We start from the raw sequence: 26,434 nt of genomic DNA on the forward strand, positions 1-26,434 counted from the left end.
GGCGCTACTTTGCCAGGCATGAACTTGACCCGTGAAGAAGCTCGCGGGCGTGCGGAGCTGCTCAATGTAGAGTCCTACGAGGTCATCCTCGACCTAACCCGTGGAGAGAAGATTTTCGGTTCCACGACTTTCGTCAGATTCAACGCCGAAGCTGGCACTTCCACCTTTATCGATGCGGTGACCGACACCGTGCACGAGGTTGTCCTCAACGGCAAGCAGCTGGATCCTGCGGAGGTGTCCGACGGCGTCCGCATCCAGTTGCCGGAACTCGCCGCTGTGAACGAGCTGCGTATTGTGGCCGACGCGCTGTATATGAATACCGGCGAAGGGCTGCACAGGTTCGTGGATCCGGTTGATGGCGAGGTGTACCTCTACAGCCAGTTCGAAGTGCCGGATTCGCGCCGCATGTTTGCCGTCTTCGAGCAACCGGACCTGAAAGCATCCTTCAAGTTCACAGTGACCGCGCCGTCGCACTGGGACATCATCTCCAACTCCCCCACGCCCTCGCCAAAGCAGAAGGAACCAGAGCACGACGGCGGCGCCAGTTCCACATGGGACTTCGAACCGACGGCCGTAATGTCCTCCTACGTTACGGCCCTGATCGCAGGTCCGTACCAGTCAGTGCGCAGCGAATTGACCAGTTCCGACGGCCGCACGATTCCATTGGGCGTGTTTGTCCGCAAGTCACTGATGCAGTATCTGGATGCGGATAACGTCTTCGAACTCACCCGCCAGGGGTTCGAGTTCTACGAGCAGCAGTTCGGCACACCATATCCTTTCGCAAAATACGATCAGCTCTTCGTCCCGGAGTTCAACGCCGGCGCCATGGAGAACGCAGGCGCCGTCACCTTCCTGGAAAACTACATCTTCCGCTCCAAGGTCACCGACGCCATGGTCGAACGGCGGGCGATCACCATCCTGCACGAGCTTGCCCACATGTGGTTCGGGGACCTGGTCACAATGCGCTGGTGGAACGATCTTTGGCTGAACGAATCCTTCGCCGAGTTCATGTCCACCCTCGCCGCGGCGGAGAACACCGAGTGGAAGCAGTCCTGGACCACTTTTGCCTCGATGGAGAAGTCCTGGGCCTACCGGCAGGACCAGCTGCCCACCACCCATCCGATTGTCGCCCCGATCAACGACCTGGAGGATGTGCAGGTCAACTTCGACGGCATCACCTATGCCAAGGGCGCGTCCGTCCTCAAGCAGCTCGTAGCCTGGGTCGGCCAGGAGGAGTTCATGGCGGGCGTCCGCGAATACTTCGGCAAGCACGCCTGGCGGAATACCGAACTCAACGATCTGCTCGTTGAACTGGAGAAGTCCAGCGGCCGGGACCTGAAAGATTGGTCTGCGCAGTGGCTCGAAACTGCAGGCGTCAATACTCTGCGGCCGGAAATTCAAACCGACGGCGGGGAGATCATCACATCCTTCACCATCGTCCAGTCCGCCCCTGCGGATTACCCCACCCTCCGGCCGCACCGGCTCGCGATCGGGTTTTACGACCTTGATGTGGCACAGGACGGAACCGGCACCGGCAAGCTGGTGCGGAACCACCGGGTCGAATTGGACGTCTCCGGCGAACGCACAGAAGTTCCCGGTCTGCTCGGACTCGAGTGCCCGGATCTGGTCCTGCTCAACGACGACGACCTGGGCTACGCCAAAATCCGGATGGACGATTCGTCGCTGGAAACCGCGAAGCGTCACTTGAAGGACTTCGCGGATTCACTTCCCCGCACACTGGTCTGGGGTTCCGCCTGGGATGCTGCCCGCGACGGCGAAACTCCGGCCCGGGACTATGTCGAGCTGATCTTGAACAATATTGCCCACGAGTCGGACTCCTCGGTCGTGCTCGTACTGCTCCGCCAGCTCGTCTCCACCCTGACCTTCTACGTCCACCCCACGGCGCAGGAATCGACGGCCATTGCCGCAGCTGATTCCCTGTGGGAACTGGCCCAGTCAGCCGTCCCAGGATCCGATTCCCAGCTGCAGTTCATCAAGGCTTTCGCCGGCCAGGCGCGGACCGAAGAACAGCTCGACAATGTCGCCGGCCTGCTTGCCGGGGCGCTCGCGTTGGAGGGGCTCGACGTCGATACGGACCTCCGTTGGGACCTGCTCACTTCGCTGATTGCCGGCGGCCGTTTCGGTGCTGCCGAAATCGAGGAGGAGCTGGCGCGGGACAACACCTCCAGCGGCCAGCGAGCTGCCGCCTTGGCGAAGGCCGCCATCCCGACTCCGGAGGCAAAGGCCGAGGTGTGGGAGTCCGTCGTCGTCAATAATGAGTATTCGAAAGCGACTCAGCAGGCCCAGATCGCCGGGTTCGGACGGGTCCACGACACGAAGCTCCTCGAACCCTTCGCCGACAAGTACTTCGATGCGGTGCCTGGAATCGTCAAGACCCGCACCCACGAACTGTCGCAGCAGATCGTCGTCGGGCTCTACCCCTCGCAGCTGACCACCCGGCAGACCATCGAGCAGACCGACGGGTTTCTCGAAACATTGGGCGACGAGTCGCCGTCACTGCGCCGCCTGATATTGGAGAGCCGCGACGGCGTTGTCCGTGCTCTGAAAGCCCAGGCCGCTGACAAGCAGTCTTAGCAGGAATTTTCGAGCAGGGGCGCTGAGGGCAAAAAGAACACCAGGAGGTAGGAAATGGCACGCTCGGGAAGCCTGGAGGAACATCATTACGAGGTGACGGTTCGATGGACCGGCAACCTTGGAGAGGGAACAACCGGCTATAGGAAATACAGCCGGAATCACCAAATTGAAGCCCCCGGTGTACCGAAACTATTGGGCTCCGCCGACCCGACGTTCCATGGTGATAAAAGCCGTTGGAATCCTGAGCAGTTGCTGCTCTCCGCCCTGACTCAGTGCCACATGATGTCCTACTTCCATGTGGCCTCAGCTGCGGGGGTCGTGGTTACCGAGTACACCGACCACGCCGAAGGCACCCTGAAGCTGAACCGTGACGGCAGCGGCGAATTCATCGCCGCCACGCTCCATCCCCGCGTGGTGGTCGCCGCCGCAGACCAGGTTGAACTCGCGCGGACGCTGCACCGAGATGCGGCAGGCGCATGTTTCATCGGCCGCTCGGTGAACTTTCCCGTCAAGCACGAGCCGGAGATCACCGCAGCGGACTGACCTCCCATGGCTGCGGCGTCCGGAGCAGAACTGATCCGACCGTGGCCGCGGTAGTTGCAGGAGCGGGCCCTGATACCGCAGCGGCCAACTGGCCGGGTCAGCTCAGGCCCAGATACGCTTCGATAATTTTTTCGTCGGCCAGCAATTCACGTCCCGGCCCGGAGTGGGAAATCTCCCCAGTCTCCATTACGTAGCCATAATCGGCTGCCGCGAGGGCGCGGCGGGCATTCTGCTCAACCAGTACCACTGTCGTACCCGTTTGCCTGATCTGGTCGATGACGGCAAAAACCTCGTCGACGATTTTCGGCGCCAGGCCCATTGACGGCTCGTCGAGCAACAGGACCTCCGGCTCGGCAATCAAGGCACGCGCGATCGCCAGCATCTGTTGCTCACCGCCCGATAGTGCACCGGCCTGAAGCTTCTGCCGCTCCTTCAACACCGGGAAACGCTCATACATCCGGTCGACGTTCCGCCGCAGCGTCTTGCCGCGGTGCCAGCCGCCCAGGCTGAGGTTCTCCGCGACGGTCAGGGCGGCCAGGATCTCGCGCCCTTCCGGGACCTGGACCAGTCCTGCCTTGACCATCCGGTGGGACGGCCACTTGGTAATGTCCTCACCCTTGAACCGGATCACCCCCGAGCGGGGGCGCACAAGACCCGAAATGGCATTCAGGATGGAAGTTTTGCCAGCCCCGTTGGCCCCGACCAGCGTCACCAGCGAACCGGCTTGGACCTCCAGTGAGACACCCCGGACGGCGTCGACGTGGCCGTAGCTGATTTGCAGTCCTTCGGCGCTCAGGATCGGTGCGCTCATCGCTGCTCCTCCGGTTCGGGTGTGGCGGCCGCGTGGCGGCCCGTGCCTGGTTCCGCCTGCGGGGCATCGTCATCCGCGTCGGACCCAAGGTAGGCCTCAAGCACCTGTGGATCACGCGCGACGTCGGCCGGCTCACCGGCAGCAATGACTTCCCCAAAGTTCAAGACGATGATCCTGTCGCATGTCTGCAGCATCATCCGCACATTGTGCTCGATCACGAGAACGGTGATGCCGTCGTCGGCCAGCGACCGGATGAGCTCGGAAAGACCCGCCGCTTCCACATGGTTCATGCCCGCCGCCGGCTCATCCAAAACCAGCAGTGTGGGATGCGCCGCGAGGGCCCGCGCTATTTCCAGCCGGCGCTGATCGCCATAGGAAAGGTCACCAGCCGCGGTGGCTGCCTTATCGGCAAGTCCCACCCTCGCCAGTTGGGTGGATGCCATCGCCAGCAGTTCCCGCTCCTGCCGGCGTGCGGAGGGAAGGAAGATCAGCCTGCGCAGCAGCGTGTCTTTGCCGATCCGGTAGCCGCCGACCAGGACGTTCTCGAGCGCTGAGAGCCGGTTGAAGAGTTTGATCTGCTGGAAGGTGCGGGCAACTCCGGACTTGGCGAGCCGGTGCGCCCTGGTCCTCACCGTTAGTGTGTTGCCCAGCACCGTTCCCGTTCCCGACGACGGCGGGGTCAGTCCGGTCACCATGTTGACCAGCGTTGTCTTGCCTGCGCCGTTGGGGCCGATGAGGCCGAGGATTTCGCCGGCCTCGAGGTGCAGGTCGACTTCGCGGACGGCATGCACACCGCCGTAATGCTTGCCGAGCCCCTGCAGCCGGACGATCTCGGTTCCGCGCTCCGGGAGCGGGGCCAGCGCCGGCATCAGTGCCGGATCCGTTTCCAGCTTCACCGCAGATTTGCGCCGGGGAATGAGACTGGACAATCCGCCGGGCAGGAACAGGATGACGACGAGCAGCAGCACGCCGGAAATCATCGGCCGGATCCACCCGGCATCGATCCCCAGGGTGCGCTGGAGCTCAGGCAACACGGAGAGGAACACTGACCCGAGAATGGGCCCGATGAACAGCGTTACGCCTCCGACGACGGCGGTAACCAGCCCGTCGACCGCGGCAACGAAGGAGAACCCGTTCGGGTCTGCGAAGCGGGAGAAATAAGCCAACAGCACGCCATAGAGACCCGATATCGCCCCGGCAATGACGAACGACGCCATCCGGTAGCGAGCGACGTTTATGCCCATGGAGCCGGCGGCGAGTTCATCCTCGCGGATGGCGTCGAAGGCACGCCCCAGCCGGGAGCCGGCCAGCCGCCAGAACCAATATGCAACCAGGATCAGTATGAGCCATGCACTGACTGGTCCCACCAGTTTGGGGAAGGACATGCCTTGGGCACCGTTCGTCCAGGTCTGGTTGATCAGGAAGATCCGCACCATTTCGGCGAAAGCGAGCGTGGCGATGGCCAGGAAGACACCGCGCAACCGGATGACGGGAAGGCCCAGGATGAAGGCAGCAATCATGCCGACGCTCATTCCGAAAACGATTCCGATCACCAGCGGCGGAATGAACCCGAAAAGCGGTTCGGCCGGGACCACCAAGGCAGAGGTGAAGGCCGCGAGGGACGCCAGTCCAATCTGCGCCAGGCTGAGCTGGCCGGCCAGCAGGACGGCGTAGAAACTGTAGGCGAGGATCGCAGTCAGCGCGATCAGCGTCACCAGGGCCGAATATTCGAAGATCATGGTCAGACCTCCCGAGTCTTACGGGCGCCGAACAGTCCCTGCGGCCGGAGGATCAGGATCAGGAACAGCAGACCGAAGGCGACCATGTCCCGCCAGGAACTGCCGACATAGTTGACCGCGTAAACCTCGGCCAGACCGAGGACAAGTCCTCCCACAAGGGCTCCGGGCAGCGAGCCCATGCCTCCCACGATGATGACCGCCAGCCCCTTCAGCTCGACCGCGTGTCCGAGCCCAAGGGACGCGGCGTTGACGTTCAGGGTGAACAGCACACCGGCGACGGCGCCCAGTGCGGAGGAGATTGCGAAGGTCGTGCTGGTGATCCGGTTGACGTTCAGACCGAGGACTGACGCCGCATGCGGATTTTCGGCGATGGTGCGCATACCGCGGCCCAGCTTGGATTTGGCCACCACCCACGTCAGGATCAGCATCAGGGAGACACTGATGATCAGAATCACCACCTGCAGCAGCGATACCGTCGCACCCAGAAATTCGAACCGGGTACTGGGGAACGCTTCCGGTGGAAAGCGCCGCGTATCCGGCCCGTACCGCGCCTGCAGGAGGGCCAGGATGATGGTCCCCAACGCGATGGACGAGATCAGTCCGCCGAAGTGGGCGTCATGGCGCTTTCCGAGTGGACGGAAGGCGATCCGTTCAATCAAGATGCCCATAAGGGCCCCGGCGATCATGACCAGCGGGATCGCCAGCCAAATGGAGATACCGAGACGTGTGACGCCCTCGATTCCGATCAATGCTCCGGCCGAAAATACTGCCGCGTGGGCCAGGTTCAGCCGGTCGAGGACGCCGAAAACCAAGGTGAAGCCGATGGCGAAGAGGGCGTAGATCGAGCCCAGGAAAATGCCATCCATGAACTGCTGCATAAAGATATCCTTAACTCAGCCGTGCGCCGGCACGTTGTGCGGTCCGGCGCACGGCTTTGTTCCGGGAGTGATACACCCCGGATTGCGGTTCTAGTCGAGTATCGTGAACTCGCCGTTCTCGACAACCTGTACGAGAGCCTCATGCTCGGCGTCACGGTTCTCGTTCAACGTGACCTCGCCCAGTACGGTCGGAACGTCCTCGATGTTGCCCAGGTTAGTCTTGATATCCTCGCGCTCACCGGAGCATCCTGCCCGGACTGCGTGGTCGATAACCTGCATACCCGCATAGGCTTGCGCAGCGAACTGATCAGGCTGGCCGTCATAGGCGGCCGTGTAGTCCTCAAGGAACTTCGTGTTCTGCGGATTGTCCGAGGCGGAGTTCCAGGCCGCACCCACAATGACGCCTTCCGCTGCCTTGCCGGCGCTTTCAATCAGCGCCGGCGAGTTGAAGCCATTGCCGCCGATGATGGGAAGGTCGATGCCGATGTCGCGGGCCTGCGTGACTAGCGGCACCGCAGCCTCGATGAGACCCGAGACGACGATCGCGTCCGCGTCGGTGCCCTTGACCTGGTCCAGCAGTGCACGGAAGTCCGTGTCGGATTTGGAGAACGTCAGCGTCTCGACAATCTCGACGTTGTTCTCCTCAAGAGCGGCGACGAAGGCCTGGTAGCCGGACTCGGTGAAGGCGTCGTCGTTGCTGTACATCACGACAACTTTCTCCAGTCCGAGACTTTCCTTAGCTGCCTCGACGGTCTGCGGGATCACCGCTTCCTCGGTGAGCGAGACACGGAAAATGTAGTCACCGATCTCCGTTATGCCCGACGCCGTGTTGGAAACACCCATTACCGGAGTCTGGTTCTCCTGCGCCACTGGGTTGGTCTGCTTGGCCGTGTTGGAAAGGGTCGGGCCCACGATGATGCTCGCGCCGTCGTTGATGAACCCCTGGAACAACTGGATCGCCTGCTGAGGATCGGTCTGCGAGTCCTCGACGGTGAGATCATAGGTAACACCGCCGGCCTTGTTCAGGTTCTTCACGGCAAGTTCAAGAGCGTTCTTCTGGCCCTGTCCGTACTGCGCGGCCGCGCCGGTGAGGCCGAACGTCGCCGCGATGGGGACCTCAGCGTCAATGGTGCATTCGGCGCCTGTTCCGGAGCCGGTCAGCGCGACGTCTTCGGACTCTGAGGAAGAGCCGCAGGCGGTCAGCGCGAGGAGCAGAGCTGAGCTGCAGGCGGTGGCAGAAAGAAATTTACGTCCCAATGAGGTTCTCCTTGGTAAGGCACGAGTATGTGCGCAATAACGCACGGTTTGCGGTTCCGCCGCGGGAGTTTCACTCCACCGCTGTGCGGTTCAGACCCCATCCAATCGACTGCGGAACCAGCGCAAATTTACCATACTGTGGAACAGATCACGTTCAACCACACCCCGGGACAGACGGGCAAGCCGTTATCCCCTGTTGCCGAGTCAGATCTCGTATTCGAGCCCGCCGTGCTCCGGTCCCCCGGCGAGCTGACGCCGCCATCGCTCCACCAACAGCTGCTCGGTGACCGCAGACAAGCCCGATTTCCGCTCGCGGCCCAGCCCCCGGCGTCGTTCATCTTCAAGGGTGTCCACCAGGATATCCACCACCGGCCGGCGGGTCAGCCCCCGGTTGACCGCCGCTTCTGCCGAACGCGCGGCGAATCCCTCGTACCCCTCCGGGAGCCAGTGCGGCAAGGAATGTTCACCGGCCCAATAGGCGACGTCGTTGTCCACCAGCCAGGCCGGATCCGCCCAGATGGTGGGCGCGGTCGACTCGGCCAGTTCCTGGCACAACCGGATCAGGCGCCCGAACGAAATGCCCTCCCCGAGCGCGTTCAACGTTCCAGCAACACCGTTCTCCGCGGCGTTCAGGATCCACCCCGCCAGATCACGGACGTCGATTGTCTGTGTCGGAGCGTCCGGAATGTTGGGCACGAGGACGGGCTCATTATCGCGGGCGAATCTTGCCGGCCAGTAGCCGAAGCGGTCACTGCCATCGCCCGGACCCCCGATCAGCCCTGGCCTGCAGATATGGAGCCGGCCCTCCAGCGCCGCAGTGCAGATTTGCTCGCAGGTGACCTTCGCCTGACCGTACTTCGAACCCTCAACCTCGCCATTGTCCCGGCTTTCGAGTGCGGGCTGGAGTGCGGCGGATTCATCCTCGCCCGGCGTGCTGTTGTCCGCATAAACGGAACAGCTGGAGACGTAAGTCCAATGCTTTGCCCGCGGCGCGAGTGCTTCGACCGCCTGCCGCACATGGGTTGGCTGCCAGGAAACGTCGACGACGGCGTCCCACTCGCCTTGTAGCCCGGCGTAGCTTCGCGGACCGTCATCCCGGTCGCCGCGCACAAATTCGGCCCCGGCAGGGGGCCGGGATTCCGTTCCGCGGGCAAGGCAGGTGACTTGGTGGCCGCGGTCCAGCGCCTGTTGGGCGATTTCAGCGGAGAGGAAGACGGTTCCGCCGAGTACGAGAATACGCATAGCAACAGCCTACGGCGGTAGGGTGGAATTTAGCCCTCATCCGACAAAGAGAAGTTTGCATGACTGCGCAAAACCCTGGACCATCCGGCGAACCAGGCCCGATGTCGATCCCCTCCCGTTTTGGCGAGCCGCTGGCGAAACTGACACCCGTGGGGCAGAAGTATGATCAGCCTGCCTACACGGATAATTTCTACGACGCCGTCGGCGGACATGAGACGTTCGTGAAATTGGTCGACGTTTTCTATGAAGGTGTTGCCCGGGACGAGCTCCTGCGGCCGATGTATCCAGAGGAGGATTTGGGGCCGGCCAAGGAGCGGTTGCGCATGTTCCTCGAGCAGTATTGGGGAGGGCCAAAAACCTACGGCGACACGCGAGGCCATCCCCGGTTGCGGATGCGGCACATGCCTTTCCAAGTCACACCGGAAGCACGTGACCGGTGGTTGAAGCATATGCGCGACGCGGTCGACACGCTCGAGCTTTCACCGCTGCATGAATCAACGCTTTGGGACTACCTCGAGCGTGCCGCACATTCGATGGTCAACTGCGCCTGATCCGGCCATGCCGCTGAATCCAGCGCAGCTTAGAAAGTCACCGCAGGCCGCACCAACACGTGTCCGCCCGCACTGCTGAGTCGAAGCCAGCGGTCGTGCCCGAAGACCTGCACCGGCTGATCCGGCTGCAGGAAGCCCAGCCCGTAGGCGGCAAAGGCTGCGCCAGCCGGAACATCAGTGTCGCGGATGGAACGTCCCCATACTGCTCCCCGGGCATTGTTGACGATCAGCGCCCCTGGGTTGACCGGTACGATTTCTGCCACTTCCTGAATGCCGGATTTCGCGATGTCTATCAGTTCCTGGCCTGGCAATTCCGACATGCTCGACCAGCCGGACCTCGGCGGACTCACCCCTGACCAGCTATGGTTCACGCTCATCGGGGGAACGGCCAGTTCGACGCTCGATACCGGGTCGGCAACGCGGTCGTTCAGCCTGGCCAACCGGTCGGAAACCGCGGCCAGGGGCACCGTAACGTCAAGTTCGGCAGGCCTCGCCAGACCCATGGTCCTGAGTCCGAGGATGGTGGGAGTGGATTCCCCCAGCAGCTTAGGCTGCATCATGCACACATATGCGGCTAGAACCCGGCCTGCCGCCTGGAGCCGGATCCCGCCGTCGTCCACGGCCCTTGCCCGGGTGACATACGTGCGCAGATCTGAGGCGATCTGGGCATCCGCGAGCAGCAGCGCCGCGTTGGCGCCGTCGTCGTTCCTCATGTAGTCCTTAGGAAAACTTGGGCCGGCGGCGGAAGCTGACCGGGTCTCCGGACCATTCCTGCAATGCATGGCGCTGGGCGTCGGTCAACCGGATGGGTTTGCCCGTCTCCTTGCTCACCAGGACCATTCCGGAAGTGGCCTGTGCATAAACCTTGGCGCCGTCCTGCTCCGCGACCGAGTAACCGAATTCGAAGCTGGAGCCACCCATATGGGTGACCCAAATATTCACGTACACCGGAACCGGCCGGAAACTCAGAGGCTCAAGATATTCGATCTCATGACGGCCGACCAAGGCAAAATTTCCCTTGCCGACCAAGTCATAGAACGTGTCTTCCTCGGCAGCACCCGCTCCGGCAGCGGCGCCAAGCGATCTGTGGATCAGTTGCACGCGGGCGTCCTGCAAGTACGTCAGGAAGGTGACGTTATTTACGTGACCATAGGAGTCGATGTCGTCGAAGCGGATCTGTATCGGGAACTGTAAGCCCGGATGTTTCTTGGATTCCATCTCCTTATACTCTCAAATGCCTGTTCCGAGCACGAACCGTGGTGATTTGCAGTTGAGAGCAGGCCTGTCCAAGCTCTACAGTCGAGTTACCGTGCGCGACATGCCGCGGGAGATCCATCGCGAGGAGCGCACCTTGACGAAGACCGCCAACACCGGCATACCGCAGAAGCAGGATCCGACGAAGGCACTGATTGAGTTGCTGAATCTGAGCGAAGCGGACGGGGCGCAAACGGATGAGGAAATCTTCGTCGGAGTCTCGCTCCCCCAGCCCCGGTCCCGGGTGTTCGGGGGGCAGGTACTGGCCCAGGCCCTGGCCGCTGCTATCCGTACCGTGGACGACAATCGACCGGTACATTCCATGCACGGCTATTTTCTCCGGCCAGGTGATGCGGACCGGCCGATTACCTTTGGAGTACAGCGGTTGCGGGACGGCCGCTCCTTTTCGGCCCGCCGCGCCCATGCGTACCAGGACGGCGTACCCATCCTTTCAATGATTGCGTCCTTCCAGGTTCCGGATGATGGGATCACGCATCAGGATCCGATGCCGGAGGGCGTCCCGGATCCGGAGGATATGCCAAGTACAGCCGACCTCCTGGGCGCTCTTGACCATCCGGTGGCACAGCATTGGGCCTACGAACGCCCCTTCGACGTCCGGCATATCGAATCCAGCATCTACCTGCAGGTCGACGGCGAACGAACCGCACACAACGCGGTATGGATGAAGACACTTGGTCCGCTGCCCGACGATCCTGATCTGCACCGGGCGGCTTTGGTCTACGCCAGCGACTACACCCTGCTGGAGCCGGTCCTTCGGCGGCATGGCCTTAGCTGGATCACCGAGGGAATGAGCGTCGCGTCCCTCGATCATGCAATGTGGTGGCACCGTCCTGCCCGCGTGGATGAGTGGCTGCTTTATGTCCAGGACTCCCCCAACGCTTCGGGCTCACGCGGATTGTCGTTCGGCCGGATCTTTGATCAGGCCGGCCACTTGATCGCCTCGGTGGCACAGGAAGGCATGGTCCGCATTCCCAAATAGTCACTCAGTGAGTTCGTGTGCCTGAATAGACGCGCGAACGAGTGAGGGGAGGCTTCCGATGGAAACCTCCCCTCATTGCTCAGCAGCTAAATCACGCTTTGTAGAGACCTAACCACGGGTCAGACGGCGGTGTGTCACCCGGTGTGGTTTGGCAGCGTCAGGGCCCAACCGTTCAATCTTGTTCTGCTCATAGGACTCGAAGTTCCCCTCGAACCAATACCAGTTGCCCGGGTTCTCATCCGTACCTTCCCAGGCGAGAATGTGCGTGACCACCCGGTCCAGAAACCACCGGTCGTGAGACGTGACCACGGCACAACCGGGGAACTCCAGCAATGCGTTCTCCAGACTTCCCAACGTCTCAACGTCCAGGTCGTTAGTCGGTTCATCGAGAAGCAGCAGGTTACCGCCCTGCTTCAACGTCAGCGCGAGATTCAACCTGTTGCGCTCGCCACCCGAGAGGATGCCGGCCTTCTTCTGCTGGTCCGGACCCTTAAAGCCAAATGCGGAAACGTAGGCCCTTGAGGGCATTTCCACCTTGCCGACCTGAATGTAGTCGTGCCCACCGGAGACAACCTCCCAGAGGTTCTTTTCCGGATCAATTGCGCTGCGGGACTGGTCCACGTATGCAATCTCAACGGAATCCCCAATCTTCAGTTCGCCGTCATCAAGCTCTTCGCGGCCAACTATCGTATTGAACAATGTGGTCTTGCCGACGCCGTTCGGACCAATAACGCCAACGATGCCGTTCCTTGGGAGGGAGAAGCTGAGTCCGTCGATCAACACACGGTCGCCGAATCCCTTCTCGAGATCGTTGGCTTCGATCACCAGATTCCCGAGTCGTGGGCCGGGCGGGATCTGGATCTCCTCGAAGTCCAGCTTCTTGGTGCGCTCGGCTTCGGCCGCCATCTCCTCGTAGCGTCCCAGACGGGCCTTGGATTTCGTCTGCCTGCCCTTCGCATTTGAGCGGACCCACTCGAGCTCATCGGCCAGTCGCTTGGCCATCTTCATGTCCTTCTTGCCTTGGACCTCTAGACGGGCTCGCTTCTTCTCGAGGTAGGTCGAGTAGTTGCCCTCGTATGGGTACAGGTGCCCACGGTCGACCTCGGCGATCCACTCGGCCACATGGTCGAGGAAGTACCGGTCGTGGGTGACGGCGAGAACGGCGCCCGCGTAGGAGGCGAGATGGTTTTCCAACCAGAGGACGCTTTCAGCGTCAAGGTGGTTGGTGGGTTCGTCGAGCAGCAGCAGGTCCGGCTTCTGCAACAGCAACTTGCACAATGCCACCCGGCGGCGCTCACCACCAGAAAGGTTCGAGACGTCTGCCTCAGGCGGCGGGCAACGCAAGGCATCCATCGCCTGTTCAAGCTGTGAATCGAGGTCCCAGGCATCCGCGGCGTCGATCGCTTCCTGGAGTTTGCCCATCTCGTCCAAGAGCTTCTCGTAGTCCGCGTCCGGGCTGGACATTTCCTCTGAGATCTCGTTGAACCGGTCCAGTTTCGCCTTGATGTCCCCAACGCCCTCTTCAACGTTGCCGAGTACCGTCTTTTCCTCATTCAGAGGCGGTTCCTGCAGAAGGATTCCAACCGTGTAACCGGGACTCAACCTGGCTTCGCCGTTGGAGGGCGTGTCCAGCCCCGCCATGATCTTCAGGATGGTCGATTTACCAGCACCATTAGGCCCGACCACACCAATCTTGGCTCCGGGGTAAAAGGACATGCTTACGTCGTCGAGAATAACTTTGTCGCCAACGGCCTTGCGGGCCTTGGTCATCGTGTAGATAAATTCCGCCATGCCCCAAGGCTAATCTGTCTCAGGTCAGATCTCATATTCGTTCCGCCGTATCCAGCCGTCGAACGGCGCTTCGGACCGGTGCTTGCTTCCGGATGGAAACCGGTCCGAATCAGCGTTGGTCTCCCACGAAGCACAATCCTGTCTCCAGGACAGGCAATACTGCCAGCGCAACCGAACCGTCTCTCAGCTGCGCAACCACACACTCGTCCTCAACGTGAACGGCTGCTTCAATGGCTTCCACCTCCAGCCCCGTCGGGGTGCGCGTAATTGACACTTCGGTCTTCTCTGCAGGAAATCCTGCTGACCTGAGCGTGGATTGCACTTGATCTCTCGTTGGTTCGGGGGTATCCGCCGTGAGTTCCCTCAAGGAGTTTCCAACCGTCTCACGAACACTTTCCGTGCGGCTTCCATCGCCTGAACCGGTCTTCGACTCCGCATCGCCCTCTGACGCCTTCGACTGCCTGGCATCGGCGGAAGTATCTGCGCCGCTTCCTGCCGTGGGAGGCGCCGCGGCCGTCACGGGGGCCGTTGCTTCCGGCTCATCAGTACCATTTGCGTTACCTGCTCCACTGCTGCATGCAGCCAAGGAGAAGGTCAATACTGTGCCTATCAACAGCACTACCGGCGTTCGCCGCCTTACTCCTGCGGTACGCGGATACTCCATAGAGTCACCTTATCGAACCGGATAGCCGGCACGGCGCCTCCTCCCTGGCGGCCATCGCGGGACGGGGCCGACTGGGCCTCCAGCCATTAGCCGACGAAAGCACTATCCCTGTCCACCGCGTCATCACTTTCCTGTCCTTCGTCCCCGTCGTCCGTAGCCGAAATTCTATGGGCATCGTCAGCCGACTGTCCGGCGTAGGATGCTTCATTGGCCGTGACCTGCGCGCCGTCTGTCGCAGCGGGTGCTCCATCTGGTAGTTCTCCGGTCTCCATGTTCAAGCCGGGATTCTCACCCTCGACGTCCCCACTTTGGTTCTGTTGGGAATTCCACGCTGCAGGGTCCTCTTTGCCAACCCGCTTGAACTTGCTCAGGCCCCACATCAAATCATGTCCCACTGTTTCAGCATCGATATCAGCCGTCGTTCCGGTTCGTCCGTCGGGAAGGGACCAGTTGCGGATTTTCAGCCGCCCGGTGACGACAACTTTCTCACCCTTTTGGACACTGAATGCCACGTTCTTGGCCAATGCGCGGAAACAGGCGATAGAAAACCAGTTGGTATCCCCGTCCTCCCATGTCTTGTCCTCGCGGTTATATCGACGTTCCGTTGCGCCCATGCGAAAACTGGCTACCGGGTCCCCACTGTGGGTCTTGTCTTCGCGGACTCCGGAGGCTACAAAGCCACGTACCGTGATTAATTCACTCATTGCTTTTCCCTTCGTTCCTGCAGCAATCTGCTACTGAATCCAGCTTCGGCGGGAAGTGACGGGCGGGAAAGAGCACATCCGCCAACTGTGTATAAGCAGGACGCAGAACGTGGCCTGTGGAGGAAGAGTCTGATCGGTATGTCAGGGAGTCCGAACTGTGCACACCCCAAGCCCAGCCGCCACAAAGAGTTGGACCAAAGCGCGGAAACCCTCAAGACGGTTGCGACGAAATGCCGAAAATGAACCAAGGCTGACAAAGTTGATAAAGTAATTTCCGGATGTCTGACTGTTGCGGTGGAGATCCATCTGCCTCGGTAGCTCAGCGGATAGAGCAGGAGCCTTCTAATCTCTTGGTCGTGGGTTCGATTCCCGCCCGGGGCACCATTGTTCTTGTGAGCCGCGCCATCGTTCATGGAGAAACTGCCGACTTCGCACGGGCCATCGGGGGCAAATAGGTATGAGTCCAGGAATCCGCCAGAACGGCTCGGCAAAGATCGACACCAGTATGGAACCCGCGCAAGTGGTAGTTTGTGTCGCTGTCCCGTTTCCAATACTGACTACCGTGGATCGAGTCCGCCACCCAACGCACGCGTCAGTTCGGCTGGACACCGACATTTTTCAGGGACAAGGCGCCGTGTTTGGTTGCATAGAGCTTCAGCGGACCCCGCTGTTGTACTGTGTCCAGACTGTACGAGACCCGCCGCCGCCTTTCGTCAGGCGTGAACTTAACGTAGACGTCAAAAATGTCCTTATGGCCACTTGGTGGGATATCGAACCGCCAAACACCCTCGTTTAGCAGCTCTTCGATGACCGGGGCGTCTGCTCCTCTTTTTTCTATAAGGATGCAGGATCCGGCTGGGACAACTGCGGCTGCTTGCAACACCAATGATTCACCGCTCCACCAAGCGTCATCGACTATCCTATTCTCCAGCGAATTAGTGGCCCCGCCACGAGGCGGTATGCCCCCAAGCACTTCAACCCACTTTGAGATGAAGCCCTTCCTGTCGAATTTGCTCATCGTCACCTGAGCGTTCTTGCCAAGACGGGTGCGGAGGTTCGGATCGCCCATAATCTCTAAGACCTTTTCCGCCAGTATGTCCGAATCCCCAAACGCCGCCAGAAAGCCATTCTGGCCATCGATTATCACGTCTCTCGGTCCATAATTGGCGTCATAGGCTACGACCGGCACACCATGGCTCATGCTCTCCAGCAGGACGAGCCCGAAACCCTCGGATGCGGAAGTCATCAGCGTAACGCAGGCCCCATCATAGATCTCACCTGGATGGCTCGTAAACGGCACAAAGCGCACCTTTTGATTGAGGTCCAGTTCGTCAATCAGCTTGACGACTTTAGCTTCTTCCGCGTCCCCGTATCCGAATCCAAAAACCTCTAAAAATGCCTTTGGATTCCCATCAAGTACTTTTCTGAATGTCCGAATCGCTTCGTCTACGCGCTTTTTTGGATGCGTACGAGCGACAACCACGACGCGATTAGGATCAATATTCTTCGGAACAATGTCGTAGGTAGGTGCTGAATGAGTGATGACCTCGATTTTTTCCGGGTGCCCGAATTCATTCGCCAGATCTTCTTTTTGCGCTTCCGTTAGCACCACCAAAGAATCTATATCATCAATATTCCGCAGCAACCGCTGCCACGTTGCGCTTACACCCGAACCAGGAACATATGGGGGTTTTAGGTGATTGCTATGCGCCACAGCAACCTTGCGCAGTCGTGGGTGGCGAAGGAGCCTAACGACGTCGTCCAGATTTTCTGATGGCAAGTTATTGAGAGTTTCCCGGAACTCAGAAGTTATTACCGGGCTCTGCTCAAGGGCCAACACCTTTTCGAATGCGTATTGGTATAGCAAACCCATACTGTCGAAGTTCAATTCGTGTTCACCGAAAACCGTACTCGACAACCACTTGGAGGACTCTGGCGATTGGTGGATCTGCAAAAAACAGCGACCATTATCACCGATGTAGTGCTGGGTTATGTGGCCATCGCCGGCTTCCGGAAACTCCAGTACACGGGCGAGTTGGGCATTAGCGTTCATCTGATCCCGGCGTGCTAGACGGCCGCTCTTCGTAAAGTAGTCAACGGATCGAACGAGGCCCTGCTTGTCGAAACGCGTCGCTCTTTCATATTTATGGTCGCGCGTCTCATCAATGAGTCGGTCAAATGCCGGAGAAGCTGCGGTCTGCAAAAGTCCTGCGTTGCTCTCATCCAGGGAATACAGGATACTCCGGACGTTGACGTCGGCATGAAGATGGCCGGATGCTTTGAGATCATTCACGTTCTGTTCAATACGTGGTTGAAACCCCAGCACATCGATCCATACTTGGTGGAAGGCTTTCTCCGCTGCGAGAGAACTGGCCCGTTCCCGTACGGCTTTGACTAATCCGCCTCTCCTAAGTGCCAGACTGTTTACGGTGAAGTGCAGTGTCGGTTTTTGACCAATGGAACTATCAGACAACGTCAATAACCCTTCTCATTGGGCCGCTCAAACAAACAGTCTCCAGCCCGCCCAGACTGGTAGTCACGGATGCTGAACGCCGCGCTCCTTCGTACATGAACAGGGTCAATAGCGTCCCACCCAATGACCCAACATTCATTCACAGGCCATCCCATCGCCAACAGCGGTGTCTCGTGGTTCTGCATACCAGCCATTACGATGTCGGTTTCGAACGGCCAGTCCTGACTTTGTGAGTGAGCCGAATCTTTAACGCTTTTATGAGGTCATGCGTTGTGAAGTTCGCTGCTGCACGGACCGCGGGCAAGCTATTATCGGAGGCTTTGACGTCAGACTTTGAACTCGATCCCTCACGTTTGAGCGCTGCGTTGAACAGCCCCATCATCGCTTCTACCGCGGCATCCATGGGCACGCTGTCGACAGCTGGTTGCGAGCCGCGGATGGATCGGGAGGATTCATACAGTGTTTCCAAGCTGCCCACCACACGAACTCCACTCGCATCAATGCGCTCGGCAACTTCATGTCCTCGTGTGGCCGCCACTTCGGCAGCCCAATCAGGTACGAGAATGCGGTCTTCTTCTTCCCCAGGCACTCTGTTTGTGAGCAATGACTTGACAGCGCCTCTCTGTATGAGATTCAGGTGATCAGCCCACGCCACATTTTTGCCCTTTATTTGGGTGTTCAGACGTTGAAGTAGCTCCGCCTCCGGGAGCGACATGGATCTATTTGAGGTGAATCCCCCGCTTTGGGCGCTGAGGAAATCCCGGGGTAGACCAAGCAAATCTTCAAAGGAGTTCGCCAGCAATTCTGGACGACTCTTATCAACAAGGATTACAGTGACGTTTTGTTTGCCGACTATCGAAGCCCAACGTTCGACAACACCGCCTTGGTTTCCAATACTGTCTGGAAGGCTCGACGACGCTTTTGCTGACGATGGGACCAGTACGCGCTGCAGCCAGGCTTCGAATGGCTGGGCATTGCCGATTTTCTTGCTCTGTTGCCATACGGATGCCAAAGTAGAGGCATAGTTCCTAAGGGTGATTACGACGTGGATAGGTTCGCCCAGATTGCTGGCAAATCGTTCGGCTGAGGCGTCGCCAGCCTCACAAGCAAACTCATGACTGATCCATATGCGGTTGCTTTGATCAGCCTCGACTTCACGCATCATCGAATTCCAGTGCTTCTGCGGGGGAACAGCACCGTCCCAACCGATTCGCTTTCCCATCAATGCAGCGACTGCCAGTCTATGGTTCATCCCCACCCCGGGATAGCGTACGCCCGCAGCCAGCAGTGCATCGCGCTTGCTGCTGGCCGTCGTCTGCATCGCCGTAGTGCCCGTTTTCGGCAAGCCGATATAGAAGAGGCGGGATCGTTCGGGAAGTAGCAACGACTCTCGTGAGGACTGCTCGGTCAAAAGCTTCTCCATTCATCGCAGGCACTGTTAGCTTGGCGGATATTGCACCTGAAGTCCCACTCGAGAGACTATGCATTTCGGCCATAGGCGGCTCACACCTACCCACCCGAAAGCAACACTACCAAGCTATGTCTATGGAGATCAGCATGTTGCCCATCCAAGCTCCATTCCCGGCAGGAACGGCGGCTGCGGAGCTCATCGGTGGCAAAGGGACACGCCTGCAAACCGTCTCTCGTGCACCGTCAATAACCAGCATGTGGAGGCAGCTCCGACTAACGGGACAAGATTACGCAGAATAGTTGAATGGTCGATGCCACGTCAGCATCTGCCAGAATGTACGCAGGGATATTTCTATGACAGTAAGACGAGTGCCGGGCACCAACTACGACAGCGAGTCAACGTGATCAAACCTGCCAACCTAACTAATACGACGGCGAAGCGTGCGGCAATGCGCGTTCGCCAGTTGGTTTCCGGTAGGCACGGCCCCACTGCGATTGGTCCGGTGCGACGCTCGCTGGGCGCTCATCAGCAAGGCAGCGTAATCAAGCTTCGCTTTCGTCTCCGCCGGGATGTAAAGCCTCGTGCTCTATGGGGGCGTTATCAGGGAGAGCATTGGATACGGATAACCGTGCCTACTCCCGACGACAACCCCGCGTCCATCGATAAATATGGGCAGGACTATAGGGCCGAAATCGATCTCGAATCAGTTTGCCAGGCGGGTGCCGCACTTTTCCGGGAAGTCGCTGAAGACAAAGAGCTGTCGAATATCAGCCTCACGGATGCATCCTATTCTGACTACACGAATAGCTTGTCGTCATCGGAGAGCCCTGTTGCGGGAACAGGCATGCCAAATGCGTTGACGGAGTCAATCGGCGGCGCTCTGGCGCTGTTTCTCGAAGTTGAACGTGACGTGGAGGGCGATTCCGACCTTGCCAAGACGGTTGCTGCCAAAGCCGGCCCCTTGTTTAGCGCTGTCCCGCTGCGAACCGAGCCATCCCCGGAAGTACCGACGGGTCGGCGCGCAGAGGGAGAAGAGTGGGTGCGCATCCGGTACAGGCTCTCTCTTGGTCGTTTTGCGGACACGCAACTAGCTACGATGTCGCCAGTTGTATCCACTGACGGATCCCAGGCGATTCTGTACCCCAATAGGGACGGAACATTATCGGTTGCCATCGACCGCCAGCTAAATCCGTACGGGGAAGTGCGTGTCCGGTCTCTCCGGATAAAGGACGGTGTCCTAATACTCAAGGGTTTATTGGTAACCCGTCACGATGACGTCGAGTCTGCGAGCCTCCTCCTAAAGGGGCGTGCAACGGGTCTTCGGGGTCAAGCTCCTCTGATACTTCGATTCAATGAGGCGTTAACACGAAGAAAATATGGATTCCGTCACTACGACTTTGTAGCGAGATGGCGACTGTCACGACTAATTTCTGACGAATCCAGTCAGGATGACACGCTCGATGCCTGGGTTGAATACACTCCCCAAGGGGCGGCGGAACCCTTCCAAGTCCGAGTCGGTCGTACGCGCTTCTTGGTCCAGCTTCTAAGCCGGCCGGGATGGGCGCGGAATGGGGACTCTACGGTTTCCGTCTCCCCCTACTACACATATAAAGCCAAGAATACGTCTTTCCATCTGGAACAGTTCGATTCCGATGTATTTTCCGATCTTCGTAAACAAATGCGTCGACGTCGGGTGCCATCAACGTTGTTGCGCAGGAAACCGATCTGGCTGATTGGTGAACGTCCCTACAAGGCACAAGACAATGGTCTTCAGTTCTTTAAGTATCTCCGCAAAAACCGGCCCGAGATAGATGCGTACTATGTCATCGAAGCTTCGTCACCGGAAAAAAGGAACCTGGCTGGCCTTGGAAATGTGATCAACTTCCGGTCGAAAGAACATGTCAACGTGGCCTTGAATGCCGATCGATTAATTGGAACGCATCACCCTGATTTCTTGTATCCATTGCGTACGCCAGCCTTTATAAAAGCAATGAGCGGCGCAAAAGTCTTTCTTCAACACGGAGTGATGGGGACGAAATGGCTCGCGCCCATGTATGGAAAGACCGTAAGCACATTTGAGACCGACCTCTTCATCGTCAGCTCTCAGCGGGAGAAGGAATATATCGTTGGTGACTTCGGGTATGCCCCGGATGATGTGGCGGTTACGGGATTGGCTCGTTTCGATACTCTATTCAAGCCTGATGTTCCATCCAGGACTCATCAAATCCTGATCATTCCGACGTGGCGGGAATGGCTTCAGGATTCTAAACTCTTCCTGGATTCAGATTACTATCATCGATGGAAAGAGTTTTTGACTCACCCTAGAGTCAAAGAACTGGCCGAAGAATATCAACTGGACATCATCTTCTGCCTGCATCCCAATATGCAACAGCATCGCGGAATGTTCGCGGATGTACCGGCCCGTATTATCAGCCAGGGAGAAGTGGATGTGCAATTTCTCCTCAAACAAAGTGGTCTTTTGATCACCGATTATTCAAGCGTTGCATTTGACTTTAGCTTTTTACATAAGCCAGTAATTTACTATCAATTCGATCGCGAACGCTTCCTGGGCAACCGTGGTTCCCATCTTGACCTTGACCGAGAACTTCCAGGGCCAATCGCTCTCGACCTAGACAGGCTCGTTAGCACGGTAGATCGCTACATTTCCACTGGTAACACCATGGATGCTCAGTATGTTGATCGCGCGGACAAATTCATCGAGTATCGGGACACTTCCAGTAGCGAACGCATATACGAGGCCATATCGAAAGCGCGGCGCTCAGATAACTGGATTACCCGGATGGGGCGCAATGAAATACTTCAGGCTGCCTTTCGCGTATTCCGCCGCAGCAGGCATTACTTCCCTGCTATGCGCCTTATGTTCCGATTAGCTAAATTGCTTCCCTTGGATCCAAACGTCATCGTCTTTGAGAGTGGCGTCGGCACCCAATACGCTGATAGTCCCCGGTATGTCTATGAAGAACTCATTCGCCGAGGAGATAAGCGCCTCAAGGTATGGGCTTACTCCAAGAGTCTTCCCGTATCCGATCCGAATACGATTGTCGTTAAGCGTTTGTCGCCGCAATACTACTGGTATCTCGCCAAAGCGAAATACTGGGTGAACAACCAAAGTTTTCCGCACTATGTTACACGTCGAGAAGGCGGTGTCTATGTGCAGACCTGGCATGGGACTCCGGTTAAACGCATGGCACATGACCTTGATGAAGTATATGGTCGCGATGAAGGATATCTGAACCGGGTCAGCAAGGCAGCGAGTCAGTGGAGCCTACTAATATCGCCGAGTCCTTATGCAACACGGGCAATGCGGAGCGCATTTCACTTCCAAGGCGAGGTACTTGAGACGGGATATCCCCGAAACGACGTTCTGTTCAGTGAGATGGACGATGAGGCGGCCACGAATATGCGCTCGCGTCTCGGAATCGATAAAGACAAGACCGTCATCCTGTACGCCCCCACCTTCCGTGACAACGAGTCGAAGGGAAAGGGTCGTTTTTCTTTCAAGTTACCCATAGACCTGGAGGCATTCAATAGTCGTTTCGGCGATACTACGGTCCTGCTGCTTCGCACCCATGTGCTCGTGCGCGACCGGATCACGATCCCTGAGGAGCTGAAGGGCAATGTTATTGATGTCTCTGATGTGGCCGATATCCATGAGCTGTATTTCATAAGCGATGCTCTGGTAACCGACTATTCCTCGGTCTTCTTTGACTATGCGAATCTGCAACGGCCAATAATCTTTTATGCCTACGACCTGGATATTTATCGAGATCAGCTCCGCGGCTTCTATCTGGACTACGATACTGATCTACCTGGTCCCGTTGTTAGGAACCAATCAGAACTTTTTGATGCGATCGGCGACTTGTCTCAAGTGAACAAGGATTACGCATCGTCGTATCGGGAATTTATCCGCCGGTTCAGTCCGCTCGAGGACGGGCATGCCACCGAACGAGTTGTCGATCATATCTTTGGCAACCAGGGATCGCTCTAGGACTTGGTTGGTGGACCGCTCCGCCTACTCCCCCTGCGAGTCCTTGCCAGTGCGCGCAATGCTTTACGGATTAGGGGCCGAGCCGCCAAAGGGGCGTGGTTCGGCACACCGCGCAGCTGATCAACTTGCATTTGAAGCTCTTTGACCTTCTTAGCCTCAGTCTCTGACTTCCGGGATTCCTGATGGATACGTCCAAGCAACTGTGGAATTATGCTCAGGGCAACTGACAATACTGCCTCGCCTTCCACCTTCTCGGGTAAGAGCGACTCCGGCAGATCACCATTCCGCAGTTCGTCCAAGTTTCCCTCGACGACATAGCCTGCATCATGCAGCTTTTCGACGGTAGCCTCTGAACGAGTGTTTATTCTTGCTATGTACTCATTGTCCACGCCGATCTTCGTTCCGCCCAAAGGCGCCAGTAGTGAATGGCTGAAATAATTGCGGATCAATTTATACTGTGATGCCCGATGTCCACGATCCGCTTCGACGGCGTGCCGAATCTCCGGGCCGATCAGTTCGAGCAACCGGGCGCTTTCCGCGCCAATGGACTCGTTCGCGAAAGCGCTGTCTGTGCGGAAAGCCGATGCATCCAGCCCACACACGGTTGCGAAACGTTCCCATAGAAGCCCAGTTCCCGAGCTACGCGGCGGGACGGTAACGATGTGGGTTTGCTCTGTCGGCACACTCTCTGTCCAAACGGGAAGGATTAGCGACGCATCCATAGTGTTCCATCCCCAACGCCCCGCCCGTGACTTCTCAAACGCAGTGTAGAACTCCTCGAAGGATTGACCACCTCCCAGCTTTAGCATCTCCTGCCATGCAGCGGGAACTGTGTAGACGAAATTCCGGGCTGTAAAGACGACGTGTACCTCGGCTGGCCTGAGCGCATTTATGAACTTGCGTACTTGTTCTCCAGTCGCCAAGGTGAACCACTCGTTGCTCAGAATGACCGTACCCGGCCACGAACGAATTTGTTCGCCTATGCGGCGCCAGGTCGCTGCCGAGCTCTTGGACGGTGCTGACGAGCGGACATAATTTGCCATCTCGACATGGTCATACCGCCGAAGCCCGGGGAGCAGGATTCCATTGGCGGCGAGGCGTTCTTTGTTATCCCACAAGATGGTTTGGATGAAGGTTGTGCCTGATTTCGGCGCGCCAATATGGACGTAGATTCGGTCAGCCATGGCGTCATTTTACAGCGACAGTACACAACTGCCACTGTGGTGAACTGTGGTGCCCTCCCACTGCCTTCAAAAGTCCGCTCATGAAGCTGACCTGCGGCCGCGCCGGGAGAGTTCTGCCGCCGTCGGCCGGATAAGCTTGTGGTCGGTCATATGCGGGATAGCTAATACAGGGAGAAGTCACATTACTGCCGTCATGGAACGTGCCCCTCAGGACGGGCAGAACTTCCGAAAAGACATCCAAGGCCTGCGCGCGCTAGCCGTAAGTCTTGTGGTCATTTATCATTTATGGCCAAATCGCCTATCCGGCGGGTTCGTTGGAGTAGACGCTTTCTTCGTTATCTCCGGTTACCTCATAACAGCACACTTGCTCGCTAAACCGCCGGCCCGGTTCCACGATCTAGCGAGATTCTGGAGTCGCCGTATTAGACGACTGCTCCCTGCCTCCCTTGTTGTTCTCGCAATAACCGCCGTGGCGACCCGTCTGCTGGCACCGCCTACCCAATGGGAGCAGATATCACGGGAAATCATTTCTTCTGCTTTATACATTGAGAACTGGGCATTGGCGTCGTCTGCGACCGATTATTTGGCTGCTGATAACAGTGCTTCTCCCGTCCAACATTTCTGGTCCCTTTCGGTGGAAGAACAGTTCTATCTGTTTTGGCCGATACTCTTACTCGCCGCATTCTGGGTTGCCCGCCGCTTTAAGCTTTCGCCAACGACCACTGCGCGGGCGGTGATCTCCGGCGTGATTGTCCTGTCACTTGCCTTCTCCGTATCGGCGACTATCAACGAGCCTGCCAGCGCATACTTCATTACCCCCACCCGCATGTGGGAACTCGCCATGGGTGGAGCAATAGCGGCTCTCCCAATCATGTCGACAAGATTGGCGTCCAGGTTCGGGCCGCTTCTGGCATGGCTCGGAGTAACCGCCATTGTGATTTCTGCTGTGTACTACAGCGGCTCAACTCCATTTCCCGGATACGCTGCGCTCGTACCAGTTCTAGGCACAGCTCTCGTTATTTGGACTGGCGCATGTGATGCCTTCTCTCCGACCAATGTGTTCCAACTTCGTCCCATCCAGTGGCTTGGGAACGTTTCCTACTCCGTGTACCTATGGCATTGGCCGTTGATTGCGTTGATCCCCTATGTCAGTGGTGGACATCTTGGAAGGTTGGACAAGGCATTCATTCTCGTCGCGACGCTACTGTTGGCAGGAGCCAGTAAAAAGTTCATTGAGGATCGGTATCGCGTCAGTAAGCCAGGCGCATCGCTGGCGGCAACGTATCGTCTGGCGGGCGTGGGCATGATAGCGGTTGTGGCATTGTCTGCCGTCCAATTGGCGGAAGTGGAATACCGCCAAACCGCGGCCACCAATCAGTTGAAGTCAGCCGTCAATGGTAACGACCCATGTTTTGGTGCGTCTTCGATTGCTGCAGGATTTGATAAGTGCCCGCAGAATCCGTCGGTTGCCCCTGTCCCCGACCTCACTCTCGCAAAAACGGATAAGGCTGAGGCCTACGAGGATCATTGCTGGAACAACGCCCCATTTACCGAGCGAACGAAATGTACTTACGGCTCCGGCCCCAAGCAGGTAGCGCTCGTAGGCAATTCCCATGCTGGACACTGGTTGCCAGCCCTCCAGGTCATTGCCGAACAAAGGGGATGGACTATAACGACATATCTGGTTTCGCGGTGTAACCCGACAGACGCGCCGCTGACTTTTGATACTCCAGAAAAGACGGAGAACTGTCTGGAGTGGGGCCGCTGGGCAATGGAGGAAACTAAAGGCACCAAGTATGACCTCGTCTTTACGTCAGAAAGGCAGTCGGTGCCGGTTCAAGGCTACAGCTATTCAAATTCCTCTGAGCCGGCGAAGGACGGTTACATCTCCTACCTCAAAGACTGGTCCGAGGGCGGCACCAATCTGGTGATAATTAAGGATCCGACTTTTCCTGGTGGTTCTGTACCAGACTGTTTAGCGGAGAACCTCGAAAACCACTTGTCATGCTCTGGTACGCCTGAGGAATGGCATGTCATGACTCCATTGTTCGCAGCGGCAAAAGAGCTGGCACGGCCGAACATCCATACGGTCAATCTCGACAGCTATTTCTGTGGAGAAGGCCGATGCCGGGCGGTTATTGGAGGCGTCGTTGTCTACTTCGACGGTTCGCATATAACAGCTACATATGCGCGCACCTTGGCGCCGTATTTGTCGAATGCCATTCGTCAAGCACTCTAGTTATCCGTGCCCACCCAGGTTATCGGGTGGTGCATTTCCACCAGGCGCCCGATTGTCGACACTGCCCCTGCCGATTGAAGCGTGCCCTG

General features: G+C 58.2%; 19 protein-coding genes and 1 tRNA gene. 7 read left to right on the forward strand and 13 right to left on the reverse strand.

The window, feature by feature from the left end; genetic code table 11:
• Positions 1-18 precede the first annotated feature (18 nt).
• On the forward strand, positions 19-2,595 hold the full coding sequence (gene pepN / locus ACX80B_RS00190; protein ID WP_459291836.1) for an aminopeptidase N: 2,577 nt from the start codon (positions 19-21) through the stop codon (positions 2,593-2,595).
• Positions 2,596-2,649: 54 nt separating this feature from the next.
• Positions 2,650-3,138 (forward strand): OsmC family protein, encoded by a 489-nt coding sequence (locus tag ACX80B_RS00195; RefSeq protein WP_459291838.1) that lies wholly within the window; start codon positions 2,650-2,652, stop codon positions 3,136-3,138.
• Positions 3,139-3,235: 97 nt separating this feature from the next.
• Here the strand turns inward: ACX80B_RS00195 and ACX80B_RS00200 are convergent, their stop codons facing one another.
• The 5 genes from ACX80B_RS00200 to ACX80B_RS00220 form a co-directional block, all read right to left on the reverse strand.
• On the reverse strand, positions 3,236-3,949 hold the full coding sequence (locus tag ACX80B_RS00200) for an ABC transporter ATP-binding protein (protein WP_459291840.1): 714 nt from the start codon (positions 3,947-3,949) through the stop codon (positions 3,236-3,238).
• Positions 3,946-5,688: a branched-chain amino acid ABC transporter ATP-binding protein/permease gene (locus ACX80B_RS00205; RefSeq protein WP_459291842.1), complete on the reverse strand. Its 1,743-nt coding sequence runs from the start codon at positions 5,686-5,688 to the stop codon at positions 3,946-3,948. Before ACX80B_RS00205 ends, ACX80B_RS00200 begins: the two co-directional genes overlap by 4 nt.
• A gap of 2 nt (positions 5,689-5,690) precedes the next feature.
• The gene (locus ACX80B_RS00210) at positions 5,691-6,566 is read right to left on the reverse strand and encodes a branched-chain amino acid ABC transporter permease (RefSeq protein ID WP_459291844.1); all 876 of its coding nucleotides are present in this window, start codon (positions 6,564-6,566) and stop codon (positions 5,691-5,693) included.
• A gap of 90 nt (positions 6,567-6,656) precedes the next feature.
• Complete coding sequence (locus ACX80B_RS00215) at positions 6,657-7,823, reverse strand: ABC transporter substrate-binding protein (protein WP_459291846.1); 1,167 nt, start codon at positions 7,821-7,823, stop codon at positions 6,657-6,659.
• 204 nt (positions 7,824-8,027) lie between these two features.
• On the reverse strand, positions 8,028-9,065 hold the full coding sequence (locus ACX80B_RS00220; protein ID WP_459291848.1) for an NAD-dependent epimerase/dehydratase family protein: 1,038 nt from the start codon (positions 9,063-9,065) through the stop codon (positions 8,028-8,030).
• Between the two features lie 101 nt (positions 9,066-9,166).
• On the opposite strand from ACX80B_RS00220, the gene ACX80B_RS00225 reads away from it, so the two are divergent.
• Complete coding sequence (locus ACX80B_RS00225) at positions 9,167-9,616, forward strand: globin (RefSeq protein WP_459292821.1); 450 nt, start codon at positions 9,167-9,169, stop codon at positions 9,614-9,616.
• Positions 9,617-9,645: 29 nt separating this feature from the next.
• On the opposite strand, the gene ACX80B_RS00230 is transcribed toward ACX80B_RS00225, so the two are convergent.
• On the reverse strand, positions 9,646-10,329 hold the full coding sequence (locus tag ACX80B_RS00230; protein WP_459291850.1) for a hypothetical protein: 684 nt from the start codon (positions 10,327-10,329) through the stop codon (positions 9,646-9,648).
• A gap of 7 nt (positions 10,330-10,336) precedes the next feature.
• Positions 10,337-10,834: an acyl-CoA thioesterase gene (locus ACX80B_RS00235; protein ID WP_459291852.1), complete on the reverse strand. Its 498-nt coding sequence runs from the start codon at positions 10,832-10,834 to the stop codon at positions 10,337-10,339.
• Between the two features lie 100 nt (positions 10,835-10,934).
• Here ACX80B_RS00235 and ACX80B_RS00240 point away from each other — a divergent pair, with 100 nt between their 5' ends.
• A complete protein-coding gene (locus ACX80B_RS00240) occupies positions 10,935-11,870 on the forward strand; it encodes an acyl-CoA thioesterase (protein ID WP_459291854.1) in 936 nt (311 codons plus the stop codon).
• Positions 11,871-11,978: 108 nt separating this feature from the next.
• Here ACX80B_RS00240 and ettA read toward each other — a convergent pair whose 3' ends face one another.
• The 3 genes from ettA to ssb form a co-directional block, all read right to left on the reverse strand.
• On the reverse strand, positions 11,979-13,661 hold the full coding sequence (gene ettA, locus ACX80B_RS00245; RefSeq protein WP_459291856.1) for an energy-dependent translational throttle protein EttA: 1,683 nt from the start codon (positions 13,659-13,661) through the stop codon (positions 11,979-11,981).
• 109 nt (positions 13,662-13,770) lie between these two features.
• Positions 13,771-14,325: a DUF6993 domain-containing protein gene (locus ACX80B_RS00250; protein ID WP_459291858.1), complete on the reverse strand. Its 555-nt coding sequence runs from the start codon at positions 14,323-14,325 to the stop codon at positions 13,771-13,773.
• An 86-nt stretch (positions 14,326-14,411) separates the two neighbouring features.
• Positions 14,412-15,029 carry a single-stranded DNA-binding protein gene (ssb, locus tag ACX80B_RS00255; RefSeq protein ID WP_459291860.1) on the reverse strand — a complete coding sequence of 206 codons (618 nt, stop codon included), beginning with the start codon at positions 15,027-15,029 and terminating at the stop codon, positions 14,412-14,414.
• A 308-nt stretch (positions 15,030-15,337) separates the two neighbouring features.
• Between ssb and ACX80B_RS00260 the strand changes: the two genes are divergently transcribed.
• Positions 15,338-15,413: transfer RNA gene (locus ACX80B_RS00260), tRNA-Arg, on the forward strand.
• A gap of 208 nt (positions 15,414-15,621) precedes the next feature.
• On the opposite strand, the gene ACX80B_RS00265 is transcribed toward ACX80B_RS00260, so the two are convergent.
• Positions 15,622-17,508: a glycosyltransferase gene (locus tag ACX80B_RS00265; protein WP_459291862.1), complete on the reverse strand. Its 1,887-nt coding sequence runs from the start codon at positions 17,506-17,508 to the stop codon at positions 15,622-15,624.
• Between the two features lie 187 nt (positions 17,509-17,695).
• Complete coding sequence (locus ACX80B_RS00270) at positions 17,696-18,913, reverse strand: hypothetical protein (protein ID WP_459291864.1); 1,218 nt, start codon at positions 18,911-18,913, stop codon at positions 17,696-17,698.
• A 400-nt stretch (positions 18,914-19,313) separates the two neighbouring features.
• Between ACX80B_RS00270 and ACX80B_RS00275 the strand changes: the two genes are divergently transcribed.
• Entirely contained in the window at positions 19,314-22,922 is a 3,609-nt protein-coding gene (locus ACX80B_RS00275) for a CDP-glycerol glycerophosphotransferase family protein (protein ID WP_459291865.1), read from the forward strand.
• Here ACX80B_RS00275 and ACX80B_RS00280 read toward each other — a convergent pair.
• The gene (locus ACX80B_RS00280) at positions 22,919-24,106 is read right to left on the reverse strand and encodes a hypothetical protein (protein ID WP_459291866.1); all 1,188 of its coding nucleotides are present in this window, start codon (positions 24,104-24,106) and stop codon (positions 22,919-22,921) included. The genes ACX80B_RS00275 and ACX80B_RS00280 overlap by 4 nt on opposite strands.
• Before the next feature lie 193 nt (positions 24,107-24,299).
• Between ACX80B_RS00280 and ACX80B_RS00285 the strand changes: the two genes are divergently transcribed.
• Positions 24,300-26,345, forward strand: a complete 2,046-nt coding sequence (locus ACX80B_RS00285) for an acyltransferase family protein (RefSeq protein ID WP_459291867.1) — start codon at positions 24,300-24,302, stop codon at positions 26,343-26,345.
• Positions 26,346-26,434 lie beyond the last annotated feature (89 nt).

The organism is Arthrobacter monumenti, from assembly GCF_054511255.1.